At 45.3% G+C, this 15,386-nt stretch carries 13 protein-coding genes; 2 read left to right on the plus strand and 11 right to left on the minus strand.

The annotated features are described in order from the left end of the window. Positions 1 to 22 precede the first annotated feature (22 nt). Positions 23 to 3,337 (minus strand): SusC/RagA family TonB-linked outer membrane protein, encoded by a 3,315-nt coding sequence (locus BLS59_RS21980; RefSeq protein WP_091152619.1) that lies wholly within the window; start codon positions 3,335 to 3,337, stop codon positions 23 to 25. Positions 3,338 to 3,669: 332 nt separating this feature from the next. On the opposite strand from BLS59_RS21980, the gene BLS59_RS21985 reads away from it, so the two are divergent. Then, complete coding sequence (locus BLS59_RS21985) at positions 3,670 to 4,467, plus strand: alpha/beta fold hydrolase (RefSeq protein WP_091152621.1); 798 nt, start codon at positions 3,670 to 3,672, stop codon at positions 4,465 to 4,467. A gap of 123 nt (positions 4,468 to 4,590) precedes the next feature. Next, positions 4,591 to 5,145: a DNA-3-methyladenine glycosylase I gene (locus BLS59_RS21990; RefSeq protein ID WP_091152623.1), complete on the plus strand. Its 555-nt coding sequence runs from the start codon at positions 4,591 to 4,593 to the stop codon at positions 5,143 to 5,145. A gap of 207 nt (positions 5,146 to 5,352) precedes the next feature. Here BLS59_RS21990 and BLS59_RS21995 read toward each other — a convergent pair whose 3' ends face one another. The 10 genes from BLS59_RS21995 to BLS59_RS22040 all read right to left on the minus strand — a co-directional run bounded on the left by BLS59_RS21995 (position 5,353) and on the right by BLS59_RS22040 (position 15,361). Then, positions 5,353 to 5,745: a DMT family transporter gene (locus tag BLS59_RS21995; RefSeq protein ID WP_091152625.1), complete on the minus strand. Its 393-nt coding sequence runs from the start codon at positions 5,743 to 5,745 to the stop codon at positions 5,353 to 5,355. Between the two features lie 23 nt (positions 5,746 to 5,768). Then, complete coding sequence (locus BLS59_RS22000; RefSeq protein ID WP_091152626.1) at positions 5,769 to 6,710, minus strand: sterol desaturase family protein; 942 nt, start codon at positions 6,708 to 6,710, stop codon at positions 5,769 to 5,771. A 2-nt stretch (positions 6,711 to 6,712) separates the two neighbouring features. Further along, positions 6,713 to 8,140, minus strand: coding sequence for an N-acetylneuraminate synthase family protein (locus tag BLS59_RS22005; RefSeq protein WP_240315311.1), 1,428 nt, complete (start codon positions 8,138 to 8,140; stop codon positions 6,713 to 6,715). A 12-nt stretch (positions 8,141 to 8,152) separates the two neighbouring features. Then, positions 8,153 to 8,956, minus strand: a complete 804-nt coding sequence (locus BLS59_RS22010; RefSeq protein WP_091152629.1) for an SDR family oxidoreductase — start codon at positions 8,954 to 8,956, stop codon at positions 8,153 to 8,155. 1 nt (position 8,957) lies between these two features. Continuing rightward, on the minus strand, positions 8,958 to 10,301 hold the full coding sequence (locus BLS59_RS22015; RefSeq protein WP_091152631.1) for an aminotransferase class III-fold pyridoxal phosphate-dependent enzyme: 1,344 nt from the start codon (positions 10,299 to 10,301) through the stop codon (positions 8,958 to 8,960). 11 nt (positions 10,302 to 10,312) lie between these two features. Next, the gene (locus BLS59_RS22020; RefSeq protein WP_091152633.1) at positions 10,313 to 11,251 is read right to left on the minus strand and encodes a transketolase family protein; all 939 of its coding nucleotides are present in this window, start codon (positions 11,249 to 11,251) and stop codon (positions 10,313 to 10,315) included. 3 nt (positions 11,252 to 11,254) lie between these two features. Then, positions 11,255 to 12,118 carry a transketolase gene (locus BLS59_RS22025; protein ID WP_240315312.1) on the minus strand — a complete coding sequence of 288 codons (864 nt, stop codon included), beginning with the start codon at positions 12,116 to 12,118 and terminating at the stop codon, positions 11,255 to 11,257. 8 nt (positions 12,119 to 12,126) lie between these two features. Beyond that, on the minus strand, positions 12,127 to 12,957 hold the full coding sequence (locus tag BLS59_RS22030; protein WP_091152635.1) for a cytidylyltransferase domain-containing protein: 831 nt from the start codon (positions 12,955 to 12,957) through the stop codon (positions 12,127 to 12,129). A gap of 10 nt (positions 12,958 to 12,967) precedes the next feature. Further along, positions 12,968 to 14,020: a hypothetical protein gene (locus BLS59_RS22035; RefSeq protein WP_091152637.1), complete on the minus strand. Its 1,053-nt coding sequence runs from the start codon at positions 14,018 to 14,020 to the stop codon at positions 12,968 to 12,970. Between the two features lie 204 nt (positions 14,021 to 14,224). Beyond that, positions 14,225 to 15,361: a metallophosphoesterase family protein gene (locus tag BLS59_RS22040; protein WP_091152703.1), complete on the minus strand. Its 1,137-nt coding sequence runs from the start codon at positions 15,359 to 15,361 to the stop codon at positions 14,225 to 14,227. Between the last annotated feature and the right edge of the window lie 25 nt (positions 15,362 to 15,386).

The following is a 15,386-nucleotide window of genomic DNA, read 5'->3' on the forward strand; positions in this document are numbered from 1 at the left end:
TTGGTTGTTAATTGATCTGCGCTTAATAAACAACGTTTATGTTAAACCCATAACTTCTGGTAGTAGGCGTTTGTAAGCCCGATTCAAGGCTGGTTTGACCCAACTGGTTACGACCTGGGTATTGATCCACATCGATATCCTTATAGCCTTTCTTGAAAAAGTATAACAGGTTGCGGCCTACGAGAGAAAACTCAACCTTGCTCAGTCTCAATTTTTGAACAAATGGTTTTGGTAACGAGTAACCAACAACAACTTCCCTTAGTTTAGCATAAGTTCTGCTGATAACGGTATGCTGCGGATCGTTATAAAACTTGTTCACGTAATCCTGTACATATTTAACCGGGGTAGTATTGGCTGCAAATTTAACTTGGTCCATATTGGTGATAACACCGGTAATAGGGTCAAACTGAATTGCGGGGCTGCCTGGGGCAACGGTTACCCCATCATGGCCCAGCATTGGTGTACCATCTGCAAATACGGCTCCTTTAAAGCCCGGATCGCCCCAGTGCTCAGATTCGTAAGCGCGTGCCTGGCCAATAATGCCCTCATCTGTTGCGGCACCGCGACCACCTTCAATAAGCTTACGGTAAACATAATCGCGTATTTTACCGCCCACGCCACCATCAAACTGGAACGAAAGCGTAAATTCTTTATACCTGAATTTATTGTTTATGGCCCATGTAAAGTCAGGATCGGCGTTACCTAAGTATTGCGCTACCGGCAAGTATACTGGTATACCATCTTTATCGTGAATTACCTTGCCATCTACAGTTTGGGCTTCTTTAGCACCATATAACTTATCTACACGATCGCCAACCTTAAAAAACTGGTCTTTAATTTTTTGCTGACCAGGGAAAGCGTCATAAACTTCTTTGTAGGTACTCACGTTCATTAAAACATCCCACTTAAAGTTTCTGGTTGCTATAGCACTGCCGTTAACAGAAACCTCGTAACCGGTTCTTTTGGTTGCGTAGCCATTGGTTAAAAAGCTTTGATCGCTGCCATTGGTTTCAGATTGCGGCTGAGAGTATATCTGCGGACCATCCTTGTAAATAAAATAAGTTCCGCTAAATCCTAAGCGATCTTTCAGGAAACGAAGGTCGATACCACCTTCATAGTTACTCCTGCTGCTTGGCTTAATTTTAGGATCGACAGTATATGTTGGTGCCGATGCGGATGTAATATTACCGTATGACGGGCCTATAATATACGCCGGTGTAGACACCTGGTAGCTTGGACCGCCATAAGTAGTTTGGTAGGAGTTGCCATAACCAAGCGGGTATCCTGCAGGGCCAACAAATGCCGAAGTACCGCCATCTTTAACGTTGGCATAACTTGCGCGTACTTTTAAGAATGATATGGCTTCGGGCAGTTTTACATAATCAGATATTGGTGAACTTATGCTTACCGAAGGATAAAAATAAGACTGGTTCAACAAGGCCGATGATTTTTCTGTACGGCCGGTTGCCGAAATAGTAAAGTAATTTTTGTACGTGATATCGGCCGATGCGTAAGCACTTGTTGTTATCAGATCCGAATCGAAATTATATGACTTTACAGGGTTTATAGAGTTCTGGAAAGTGTATACGTCATGAATAAGCAACTGATCTGTAGTAACAAAGCTCGATGTGTATTTCATTGTACGAAGGGTTCCGCCGGCTAAAGCGCTGATGCTTACGCCGCTGTTGCTGATGTTGTTGAGGTTGTATTTTACCAACAGGTCGGTGTTGTTTTCAAACAAGTCACGACGGTCTTCACGATAGTTCCCGTGGTTATGCTCATCGCCATAAGGGTGGGCCGAGAATGGTTCTTTTTCGGTACGTAAAACGTTGTTGGTAGTTATGTTTGAACGTAAGGTGATATCCAGGTTTTTATCCGGGCTGTAAGTAAAAGCACCCCAGGCATAAACATCATTTTTATAATGACCTCTTAACCACTCATAGCTCTGGAACCATGGGTTTTGGTAACGTTTGTACTCCACAAATACCGATTGGATACCCTCTTTACCAGGCTGCCAGTAGTTACGCATATCGTCTATGTTCCAGTCGGCACCGGTCCACAGATCAACGTCATAAATGATACTGTTTGGGCCGTAGGTAACATCAGGAATGTTTTTTGAAAACTGGCGGTTGTAGTTGATATTACCTTCAACCTTAAACTGTTTAGATAAGTTAAGGCTACCCAATAAGTTAAAGTTAATGGTATTTAAACCCGTATTTGGCGTAATACCACGCTGATAACCATTGGTTACAGACATACGCACGTTAGCTTTTTCTGTAGATGAAGAAATGCTGACGTTATTGCTGGTAAGCAAGCCTGTTTGCAAAAAGCCTTCCAAATTGTTTACACCTCTTGCAACCCATGGGGTTGGTTTAATATGGCCCTTAAAGGTTGAGCCATCTTTAAAAGTGGTAGTATAAGTTTGGGTTGGGTCATAAGCGCCATCATATTGCGGCAGCATTAAGCCAGCGTTTAAACGCGGCCCCCAAACGTCATAATCACCATCATTAACACCACCACCGGCACCATCGCCAAAGGCATATTTATCGTTATCGCCACCGCCATAGTTGTTCTGCACTTTAGGAATGGCAATAAAGCCCCTGTTAAACTGGGTGCTGGAGTTAAGCTCAATAACAAAACCCTTGTTATCGGCTTTGCCTCTTTTTGTAGTTATTAATATAGCACCATTAATACCGCGGCTACCGTAAAGGGCTGCTGCTGTTGGGCCCTTTAGTACGGTGTAGCTGTCAATATCATCAGGGGAGATATTTTGCGTATCGGTATTAATAGGAATACCATCAACTACATAAAAGTTAAGCGGCGAACCACGCAGCAATACCGTAGGCGACGCTAATATCTCCTGGTTTATACCAACGTTTAAACCGGCAATTTTACCGGTTAAGCCATTAATGGCATTTGCTTCGCGCGCTTTTGTTAGTTCGGCGCCTTTAATTTCCTGTACCGAATAACCAAGTCTTTTGGTTTCTTTTTTTACACCCAAGGCGGTTACCACCACTTCGTTAAGTACTTTGTTTTCAACCTTAAAGCTCAGGTTATAAACCGGGCTGTCGCCAATGGTTAGCGATTGCTGCGAGTAACCAATAAACTTAAAGATAAGTACCTGGCCAGATTGCGCGGCGATACTGTAATTACCATTTGCATCAGTTACTGAAACGGTTTTTGTGCCGCTAACTGATACGCTTACCCCCGGTAGAGGTTGTTGAGATTCGTCGGTAACTTTACCGGTTATTTTGCTTTGCCCAAACACAATGGCCGGAACAATGCATAATAACAGCACCGATAATACAAGTTTTAATTTTTTGTAAATCTTATTCATCTGCTAAATTTTGAGGGTGATAGTATTGCGTTTTTCATCGGGCAATACTAAATGTTGATTATTAGCAGCAAACCAACCCTGTATTATGCTATTCTAATCAAAACAGCAGGCGGCGGCTTAAATGAAGTGTTTGTGTAACAAATACGTCACAAAGCAATAACGAAAAATTAATACTGCAACTCGTTTTAATTTTAACTATCTTATTATAAGGCAATTGAATATATTTATATGTCGGGGAAATAATTTCACTCCTATTTCGTTTACAGCCGCTAATAACCGTTATACTTGTTGTGAGAATGGTAAAGACAATTATTTTTAACTGAATAATTATTATGACAACTCAGCCAACACAAGCGCAAACAGCAGGTAAGTATGCCAATGTAAATGGCGTAAAAATGTATTATGAAATTCATGGTGCCGGCAAGCCCCTGGTGCTAATACACGGTGGCGGATCAACACTCGAAACAACCTTCGGCCGGATAATACCCGCGCTGGCAAAAACGCACCGGATAATTGCCGTTGAACTACAGGCACACGGCCACACCGGCGACAGGGATGCTCCCGAAACATTCAAACAGGATGCAGATGACGTGGCCGAATTGCTGCGCCAGCTTAACATTACCAAAGCCAATGTTTTTGGTTTTAGCAACGGCGGCCAAACCACTATGGAAATAGCCATGAGGCACCCGCAACAAGTAGACAAGCTCATTATTGCATCGGCATTTTATAAGCGGGATGGTGCCCCGGCAGGTTTTTGGGAGGGGATGAAACACGCCAAATTTAGCGACATGCCGCAGGTTTATAAAGACGAATACCTGAAGATAAATAACGACCAGGCAGCGCTGTTGAACATGTTTAATAAAGATGCCCAACGGATGCAAACATTTAAAGATTGGACAGAAGCAGACCTCAGATCGATAACTGCACCGGCGCTGGTAGTGATAGGCGATCATGACTTGCCCACCCCCGCACATGCGGTTGAAATGAGTCAGCTGTTACCTAATGGAAGATTGGCTATATTGCCCGGCACCCACGGCAGTTACATGGGCGAGATTATGTCGCCGGATGCAAACAGCAAAGTGCCCGAGTTTTTTGTGGCCATGATCAACGAGTTTTTGGCAGCGCAGTAACCTTTATTAAAAAACCGTACGTTTAACGAAATGGCCGAATCCTGACAGTTGGTGTATAGCCCCGGTTTTATAATTTGAGTAGATTAGCATCAAAATAACCGCACTTATAAATCAACATACAACATGTCATACTGCAGCGCAATTGAATACATGACAGACGAGAAAAAGGCCATACACAAAGCCTATCATGATTTGCATTATGGTTTTCCTATCCATAATGATGATGAACTGTTTTGCCGGTTGGTACTTGAAATTAACCAGGCCGGACTTAGCTGGGAAACCATCCTGAAAAAGGAACAAACCTTCAGAAAGGCGTATGATAATTTTAACGTTGAAGTGGTAGCATCCTACACCGAAGCCGACCGATTACGTTTAATGGCCGACCCGGGCATCATCCGCAACAGGCTAAAAATAAACGCGGCCATTGAAAACGCCAAAACCATAGTGCAGCTACAGGCAGAACATGGTTCATTTGAAAAATGGCTGGAGCTAAATCACCCAAAAACCAAGGATGAGTGGGTAAAGCTTTTCAAGAAAACATTCCGCTTTACCGGCGGCGAAATTGTTAACGAGTTTTTGATGAGTATAGGCTACCTGTCCGGCGCCCATACCGCCGATTGCGCCATTTACAAACAAGTGCTGAAAACCGGCCCGCTTTGGGCGGGTGTTGGTAAGTAACTTTATATATCATTGACTGGCCCCATAGGGGCGGCGTGTTTATAGACTAAATTAAGGGCGCCCTGGCTCCGTAGGTGCCTCCTCATTTATAGGAAGCTCCTATGGAGCTATTGATTTCGTCAATGCTCTATAAACACGGTACTCCTACGGAGTTCGAAAATTAGCTTGATACCTCCTGTTATATCATGTGTTACGCCTAACTGATGGCTAAGGTTTAATAGGCGTACTTACTTCCGGTACATAAAATTTGAGGCCGAGGATGCCCGTCATGATCAAAAGCATAAAGAAGATTTCCGTCCATGAAACAGATTTTCCGAACAGCGTAATTTCGCAGATCTTTATCAGCACAAGGGTTACCGCCATCCAAATACCATAGGCCGTAGCGGTGGAAAGTTCCTTTATGGCCAGCGAAAAAAAGTACACATTACATACACCAAAAATGATGTAACCCAGTAATGGAGCCAGCAAGGGAAAACTTTCGGTAACAATATAAAAATTATTCCAGCGGAGAAGTTTCAAGTCGCTTAGTTTAAAAAACTTTACCGAAAATGTCCAGGCAGTTTCAAATACTGCTGCTATTAGGAGATAGATCCAGGCCAATTTTTTGTGGTTTTAATGCAGGCTTATTCCTGCGGCTGATGTGCTAAAGTGTTGGTTAATGTTTCGGGATGATAGGTATTGATTTCCGCAACCTTTTTTCTGCCGGGCTTAGGCAATGCCGAAAGTATGGCAGGCCGCAAATTATAGTAACGCTTAAACCATTTGTATTTCAGCAGATCGGGTTCGTGAAACCTTTTTACCGAAAAGGCATGCTGTAAAAAGTAATCTTTTGGGTAATGATAGCCAAGTCCCCAGTTTTCGGGCAGGTTACCGGGGGCATGACCGGGGTCATAAGCGGTGCCGAACAAGTAATCCCAAAAGGCAAATTTGGTAGCGAAATTAGCGTGAAAAACTTCCTGGTAATTGGCGTGGTGCCACAAATGCAGCGTTGGCGAATTGATAAAATATTTAAGCTTGCCCAGTTTTACGTTAACATTAGCATGGATAAACATGCCGAACATGGCATCTAACATGGCCTTAATAGGTATCACTGCCGGATCGGCACCTAGTAAAATAATGGGCGCAAACTCAATGGTTTGATTGATAACTATCTCCAGTATATGCGAGCGCGAGCCCGCTAAAAAATCAACCTCCTTGCCCGAGTGGTGCGCTTCATGAATACGCCACAATATTTTATTGCTGTGCTGCAGCCTGTGGAACAGGTAAATGTACAGGTCATGCATCACCAGGAAAAAAAGCACCTGTACAGCCACCGGCCAATCCTTCACAAACTGAACGGACGACCAGTTGAAATTATGCTGAACAGGCGCTATGATATAATCAAATATCAGGATCTTTAAAAAATAGCTTTGGATAAGTGTATACCAAACCAGATCAACCCAAAAACCATCCCTGAAAAAAGCCAGGCCTTTGCGGTAAGGCCGCAGGCGTTCCCAGGCAATAATGAGTATTATCCAGCAAACAAGTATGGTAGTGGTTATGGTAAGCAGTTTATCCTGGGGCATGTTTAAATAAGTGGTTTTTCTTTATACTCGTCGCTGATATTAACGCGCAGTCTTTTCATAGGTGCAAGCTCCGATTCATAAACCCGTTTAAAACCGTCGCCGGCAGCGAGTTCAATATCCCTGATGTCGCGTACCAGGCGTTGCAGGCCCTGCGGCTCTACCGATGCGGCGTGGTCAGATCCCCACATGGCCCTGTCAAGCGTAAAATGCCTTTCAACAAACGTTGCCCCCATTGCAACGGCGGCTACGGTAGTTGCCAAGCCGGTTTCGTGGCCCGAGTAACCAACCGGCATGCCAGGATATTTATTCTCCAGCGTTTGGATCATTTTAAGGTTCAGCTCCTGCGGCGGACAAGGATATGCGGAGGTAGAGTGGGCAATAAACAGCGGGTAATCCTCATCAAAACTCTTCACAAACGCCATTGTGTTTTCAATCTCTTTTATGGTAGACATGCCGGTTGAAAGCATCAGTGGTTTGCCCGTTTCCAGGATGCGTTGAATAAGATCAAAATCAGTTAACGATGCCGATGCCAGTTTATACAAAACCATATCAAACTGCTCCATAAAATCAACAGATGGCGCATCCCAGGCAGATACGAACCAATCGATACCCACTTTTTTACAATATTGGTCGATAGTTGCATATTCGGAAATGCCAAATTCGGTTTTGCGTTTGTAATCAATATAGCTCATGCGGCCCCAGGGGGTATCGCGCATCACTTCCCATTGGTCTTTTGGTACACAAATTTCGGGCGTGCGTTTTTGAAATTTAACAGCATCAACCTTTGCGGCCACGGCTTCATCGATTAGTTTTTTAGCTATCTCTAACGAGCCGTTGTGGTTAATACCAATTTCGGCAATAATATAGCTTGGGTGGCCCTTACCAATTTTGCGGCCGTTGCTTAAGGTAACAATGCCATCCTTTACAGACGTGGCTACTTTTGAGTCGATAATAAACTCGGCAAACTCGCGGAAGCAACCCGCGCCACCTGTCAGGCTGCAAATAATATCGGCATGGGCCTTTAAAAATGGCATGGCATCGGCCGGGCAGGCGCTCAGGCCGGCCAGCTGCATGATCTCCATATCATTATAATCATCGCCTATGTAAGCAATTTCCGATGGTTGTAATTCCAACCTGTTACAGATCTCTTTAAAAACGGTCGCCTTATCTTTTATGCCTAAATGCAGTTCGGTAATCCTTAGCTTTTCGGCCCGTTTAATTACCGATGGCGAGCGCTCGCCGGTAACAATGCCGGTTTCAACGCCCGCATAACGGCGCAGGCGTTCAACGCCCATGCCATCGCGCATGTTAAATTTTTTCAGGTATTCGCCATCATCGCCAAAGTATACACCGGCATCAGTAAGTACGCCATCACAATCTGTAAGTACCAGTTTAATACCGGCTGCTTTTTGCTTTAAAATATCGTTCATAATTAATGGGTTTTATATTGCTGTCCACCCGCCGTCAACCACCAGGTTGGCGCCGGTCATATATGCTGATGCCTCGCTTGCCAGGAAAATAAGTGCGCCCTGGTAATCGCTTGCCTTTGCCATGCGGCCCAGCAGCGTTTTTACAGCGTAGTTTTCTATAAAAAATTCGTTTTGATTGTTCTCAACGCCACCCGGCGAAAGGGTATTTACCCGTACGCCTTTATGCCCCCAGTAAGCGGCCAAAAAGCGGGTGAAATTGATAACAGCGCCTTTAGTTACCGGGTACGCAGCCGATTTATAAAAGTCCTGCTCGCCCAGTTCATTTTTGTAGATGGACTGATCGGGCCCAACCATGCCGTAGGTGGATGCGATGTTGATGATACTGCCCGATTGCTGCGCGGCCATCACCGTACCAAAAACCTGCGAGCACAAGAACACACCGGTTACATTCACGTTAAGCGACTGCTGGAACGCGCTAAGCGGATAGTTTTCAAATGCCGAAAGTTCCTTAGCCAAAGCCGGGTTCTCGAACATGTCATTTATAGCCGCGTTATTCACCAGGATATCTATGCTGCCATAGCGGGTCAGGATCTTGTCGCGGGCAATTTCCAGTGATTGTTTGCTGGTTACGTCAATCTGCAGGCCGCCGTGTTGTTCGCCCAGGCTTTCGGCAAAGGCCTCCACCTTTTTCTCATCCATATCAGCAGCAACCACGTTGGCACCCGCAAGTGCCAGTGCTTCGCAATGCTTTTTACCTATGAGGCCCAATGCGCCGGTTACAATAGCCGTTTTGCCTTTTAATGAAAATAATTCCATACTACAGCGCTGCACTTTTAGGCTTAATATTATAATTGCTCACTTTGCGGAAAACTGCTTCCAGTATTTCGCCTTTCAGGTAGCTTTTAACATCGCCGCTTAAAATGGCTTCCTTTATAATTTGCAGCACATCCTGGTATGCCAGCAGTGTGTAGTCAATATCTTCGGAGGTATGGCTGTAGCACATATTATGGAAACCGGCCCAAAGAATACCGCGTTTTATCATTTCCTGCTGCATCAGCGTTTTTAGCTCTAAAGGGTTACCGGCTTCAGGTGTAAAAGTTACCATACTGCGGCAGTTAAAGCCGATGCAGCGGGTGTACTGATCCATCCCCATTGCAATGGCCAATTGGTTGTAGCCGTCCTTTAAAAGCGCGCCGTTTTGATCAAGGTATTCAGGTACTTTCTTATCCTTTAGTTCATTAATAGTAGCAATACAAGCCGCCAGCGATAAAGCCTCGCCGCCAAAGGTGGTATAACTGAACACTTCGGAATTAAACAACTCCATTACATCGGCACGACCAGTTAGCAATGCTATAGGCATGCCATTGGCACATGCTTTTGAAAATACAGCCAGATCGGCCTTTACGTTAAAATATTCCTGCGCGCCGCCCAATGCTACGCGGAAGCCGGTCCACATTTCATCAAAAATGAGCAGGGTACCGTTTTCGCGGCATACCTCGGCCAGTTGCTGTAAAAAGCCGGGTTTGGGTGCTTCAAAAATAAATGGCTCTAATATTAAGGCTGCCACGGTTTCATCAAGCGCCGCCTTTATGGCGTCAATATCATTGTATTCAAAAGTGTAGGTAAGATCCTGCGTAGCCTGGGGTACACCCGCATTGCGACTGGTGATACCGATGTACCAGTCATGCCAGCCATGATAACCACAGCAAAACACCTTATCGCGACCGGTAAAGGCACGTGCCACACGGATAGCGGCCGAGCAAACATCGGCACCGGTTTTAGCGATTTTTACCGCTTCGGCGTTGGGCACAACCTGTTGTACCAGCTCGGCCAGTTCAACCTCCAGGGGGTGCATCAGCGAAAAGGTGATCCCATCTTCCAGTTGCCTGCGGATAGCATCATCAACAGCAGGATAAGCATAGCCCAATGATACAGGGCCGATGGCCGCGTTAAAATCTATATATTCATTACCATCCGCATCCCAAACGTGCGATCCTTTACCTTTTACCAAATACTTTGGCGCAACGCCTTTGGTAAACTGGCCCGGGCCTTTAGCCAAGGTTTGTGTAACCGGTTTCTGAACTTTTAAAGCGCGCTCATAAAGCTCATTTGACTGCGTGATATCGGGGAAATTATTGGTGAGCTGTATTTTATTAGCCATAACAATGCTGTTTATTCTGAAAATTCCTGTGTTAATATGGATGGTTGAAAATGGTTGGTTTGGTAGCCCAGTATGCGCTCGGCTATTTGCTTGCCGGTAAGGCCTTCATGCTGCAGCACATCGGGCAAAAGCGCTGGTCTGAACCATTTTTGGTTAAGCGAGATAGGTAATACTTTGGCCGTGGTTTGGTATTGCAGCAATACTTCGGCAACAATGGTGTACAAACCACCGGTTAAAAAATGATCTTCGAGGGTAACAATCAAATTGCTGCCGGCTGCGACTTGTAAAATAATAGCTTCATCAACCGGTTTAAGGCTGCGCATATTTACCAGGCCTACAGACAAGCCTTCGTTGATAAGGATCTCCATTGCTATCAGCGCCTGTTCAAACAACAGGCCGTAGGTTAAAATGGTTACATCGCTGCCAACGGCAACAACCTCGGCTTTACCTAATTCAAAAGGTTCGTGCTCATAACCGGTTTTACGGGTGTTGATGCGGGTATAAGCCGGGTTTGGCGATTGCCAGATCTGCGGCAGCATTTTTACCAGGTCGTCCTCATCTGCCGGGGCAAATACGGTAACGTTGGGGATGCCGCGCATAATTGAAATATCTTCAATGGCCTGGTGCGTTGGTCCGTTAGCATCAGATAACAGGCCGGGGATAAAACCGCTCAGTTTTACCGGCAGGTTGGCAATGCCCAAATCGGTACGTACAAATTCATAGGCGCGCATGGTTAAAAAGGCAGCCAGCGCATGTACCACCGGAATGCGGCCGCGCAAGGCCAAGCCGGCCGAGGCACCAATCATGGTTTGCTCAGTAATGCCGGTATCAATAAAGCGTTTGCCTAAAACAGCGGGCAGGTTACGTACCAACGCGCGGTTTTCGGCAGTCATTACTATTACCTGTTCGTTGTTTAAAGCCGTTTCGGTCAATAATTCTTCGTAGGTCATGGCTTATCTAACTATTAGGGTTTCGGATGTTAATAAGGTATCGTGCTGGCCATGCAGCTCTAATAAAAGCTGGTCTATCTCATCGGCAGAAAAATTGCAGAACCACCTGTCGGCCCGCTCTTCAATGCTTGGCAAACCGCGACCCCTAACGGTATCGGCGATTACCACATTGAGTTTTCCCTCCTGAAAAGGAAAGGCGCTGAATGCGTTGTTGAGCTCATAAAAATCATGACCATCTATCCGTTTAACCGCCGCGCCGAACGATTCAAATTTCTGTGCAAGCGGCTCCAGCGGGATAAGATCTTCGGTACGCATATTGGCCTGAAACTGGTTGCGGTCTATTACGAAAATGAGATTATCCAGCTTGTAGGCATTGGCCACCAGTACTGCTTCCCAGCAAGTGCCTTCGTTCAGCTCGCCATCGCCCATAATGCAGACAACCTTGTTGCTGCCGCCGCTTATTTTAATGTCCATTGCCACACCAATTGCCACGGATGGCAAATGCCCCAGCGAGCCGGAGTGAAATTCAATAGCGGGAATCTTTGTATTTGGGTGCCAGTAAATATTGTCGTTAATGGAAAGGTGATTGGCCAGGCGTTCTTTTTCAATAAACCCAAGCTCGGCTAAAGTGCCGTATAAGGCGGGTACATCATGCCCTTTGGATAGGAACAGGTAATCGCGGTTGGGGTCGTTAAGGTTTGATGGGTTAACGTTCAAAAAATTGGTGTACAGGTAAACGATCAGGTCGACCGCGGAAAGGGATGCACCCGTAAAGCAGCCACCCGCTGTAGACATGCGTATGATATGCTCCCGTACCCTGAGGGCCATAACGCTAAGTTCTTCGTTGTTGTAGTTTATATTTTTCACAAGTGGTGTTATTTTAAATTGGATGTTGCCAGTACTTCGGGTGCCTGTTTGGTTTGCCCGGGCTGTATGGTCTTTAATTCGTTAAGGTGGTGGCGGTACCAGTTAACGCCGGCGTATTGCGCATTAATTTGGTAGATGCCTGGCTCGGTGTTCAGCAGGTTGATGATATCATTGCAGGAAAAGTTTTTATTAACCTGATAAAGCGCTTCAAAAACGGTTTTAATGAACAGGTAATCTTCCCGGTAATCAATTGTAAAACGGTGCGACATGGAATAATCCAACCCCGTTTGCCAGCTTACATTACCTATGTTAAAAAGCTGCGGGTTTTCCCATATATAAGGGGTGGTGTGCTCCAGCTCCAATGGTTTATATGCATTTTGCCAGGCTTTTTTAAGGCAGGGCATGGTCATGATCTCTACGTCGTTCCCATCGGGCCAGGTGGCCGGGTGCAGATTACTCACGTAATCAAAAGTGTCGTTCTCAAAAAAGTAATCCAGTACCCCATCTATAATGCGCGGATCTATCAAAGGGCAATCAGACGGGATCTTGAGCACAACATCGGCCCCGTATTTTAAAGCGGCCTGGTAATGCCTGTCAAGCAGGTTATGCTGATCGCCGCGATAACAAGGTAAGCCCAGTGATTGGGCCTCACGAACCAGCACATCGTCTTCGGCATTTTCTGAAGTGGCTATTACAATGGTGGCTTCATGACTGATCATCTGTAACCTTTCGGTCATAAGCGCGAGGATGCTTTTGCCTAATATAGGCAGCATCACCTTGCCGGGTAAACGGGTTGACGCCATGCGGGCCTGCACTACGATCACTATTTTATTTGCCATTTTTATGTGCTTAATAGTTTACCATAAGCTGCGCCGTAAAAAACTGCGGCGCCTTTTTACTCAGTGCTTTTTGCACATCGAAGCTATCTCTGGTGCCCCGGTGGTTTATGTATGCGCGACAGATCTGGGCTATTTTTTTGGCAGAACCACCGTTGTTTTGAACGGGGGCCAATCTTTTAAGCTCATCTACATTAAACCACGAATGAACTTTTTTACCTAAGATGATGCCGGTATACACTACGGTTGAGTATTGGGTTATCAGTTCGCAGCAGTTGGCTATCATGTGGTTGGTGTTGCCCGAATTATAGATGAGCGTACCCGCGGGCGCATATTTGCGGATCTCCCTTTCGGCGCGTTTTACATCTTCATTGGGGTGCAGCTTAAAAAGCAAGGGGCGACCTGCCGCTATTTTTACTGCTTCTTTTATAAAGGCCGGGCGGTTTTCAAAACGATAAGTTTCGCGCATATCGGTGGTGGCTACCATTACGTAGTTGCGATGCGGGAAATCATTGTTTAAAAACTGGCGCAGGTTATCATAATTGGGGATGCCGGTAACGGCTATCTTACGGTTTTCGGTGCCGGTTTTGGCGAAGTATTGTTTGTAACCGGCAGATGCGGCACAAAAAACATCACATATATTTGATGACCCATTTAACGACGTATTACCACAAAGAAACGGAGGGAGTTTAAAGGCTTTTACCAATTTACTCAGTAGGGTAAATTTATCAACCATGCCTTCCTGTACCCATACAGTTTTCTTTACGCGCAGGCGTTTGGGCACTATCAAGTCCGAACAAAAAACTACCAGGTCGTAAGTGTTTAGCTGCGCTTTGTAGTCAATCTGCAAGCCATGGTTTTTAAGGTAGCGTTCAGAATTTTCCCTGAACTGACCGGCCATTACTGTACCGTTAAGCAAGGGCGTACGCTCAACAAGAAAATTTAAGAAAGGGCTATCGGTAAATACTTGACTAAACCAGCAATCAAACTCGGGCAGTTCTGCGGCAATCTGGTGCATTTGCAGCGTTTGATTTACAGAACCGGTAATGAACAATATTTTCTGCATTTACTAATAAGTCAACTAAAGTTTTACAAAGTGTTTGCAAGATTTTATGATGAATTAAAAGTATGGCTGTAAGTTGTAGATAGTGCTAAGTTTAGGTTATGATATGGTTACCAGTGCATTAAAATAATTTGAACTTAACTTTAAAAAATACACACAAAGTTCAATTGTTGTTAATATAGGTACTTTAGGGAGGCCGGTTTAGGATTAATAAGCTAACTCGGCCAGGGGAATGGTGAAATGATCGGCCAGGGTGGTGATTGCTTTGCCGTTTGTTTCGTTAGTTGACGACAAGGCGTAGTATTTGCCGGTGATGGATAATCCCGATGTGGTTTTTTCGATGCTTATTTTTAAAAAGCCGTGTTTGTTGTCGCAATAAGCTTCCAGTTGTACATCATCAAATAAGCTGCTCTTATTGGTATATCCTTTGTCTGTTGCGTTGGCTAAAGCGTTAAGTTCATCGAACCCGCCCGAGCCTGCTACAATGTAGGGTACGGTTTTCCCATCGGCATATTGCTTGCTGAAACGCTGGTAATTGTGCACATGGCCGCTGAGCACCATATCGGGCTTAATACCTGTTTCTTCAAATACACCTTCCAGAAAATTGATCATTGGCTGGCTCGAGCCATGATTAGTATCGGCCGAATAAGGCGCGTGATGAACGCAGATCAATAAAGCTTTATCGCCCCGTTCGGCATCGGCGGTTTTAAGCTCGGCTATAAACCATTCGCGCTGCTCATTGGTAATTACACCGTATTTGGGGATGTTGCTATGCAAACCTATGATATTGGCCAGCGGGGTTTCCAGCGTCCAGTAAACATTGGGCTGTACCATGCTTTTCCTGGCCGATTGCGCGCTGAAGCTGACCTTGCGCGAAACTGTATCGCAAAAAACTGCCTTAAACGAATCAAGGCTTTGGTAAACAACCGGGCTATCCGGGTTTACGTCGCTGTCATGATTACCGGCGATGGCAAATATGGGGCCGGGGTATGGTGCAAATGGTTCAAAAAACTGCTTGTCGAAGCGGTCGGCCTCACCATGATGATAAACAATATCGCCGAGGTGATAAAAAAATTGCGGACGATCTTCTGGTCGGGATGCTTTGTACTGCCCCGCCATTTCGCTAACCACCTGTTTTGTGCCTACAGAGCCGGTAATACTGCCGGTATCGCCGCCCATATGAAAAACCATTTTTTCGGTATTAACCCCGGCAACTACATCCTGTATATTTAAGTGGTACGGGTATTTGCCGGTGGGCGATGGCAATGCCCGGTATTTGTAGTTATCATCGGGCTGTCCCAATTTAAATACCGGTTTTGTTATCGGCTCAATATGTGGTTTCATATTCATGCGGTGCAAAAATACCACA

Origin of the sequence: Mucilaginibacter pineti (assembly GCF_900101875.1) — a bacterium.
Classification (GTDB): domain Bacteria; phylum Bacteroidota; class Bacteroidia; order Sphingobacteriales; family Sphingobacteriaceae; genus Mucilaginibacter; species Mucilaginibacter pineti.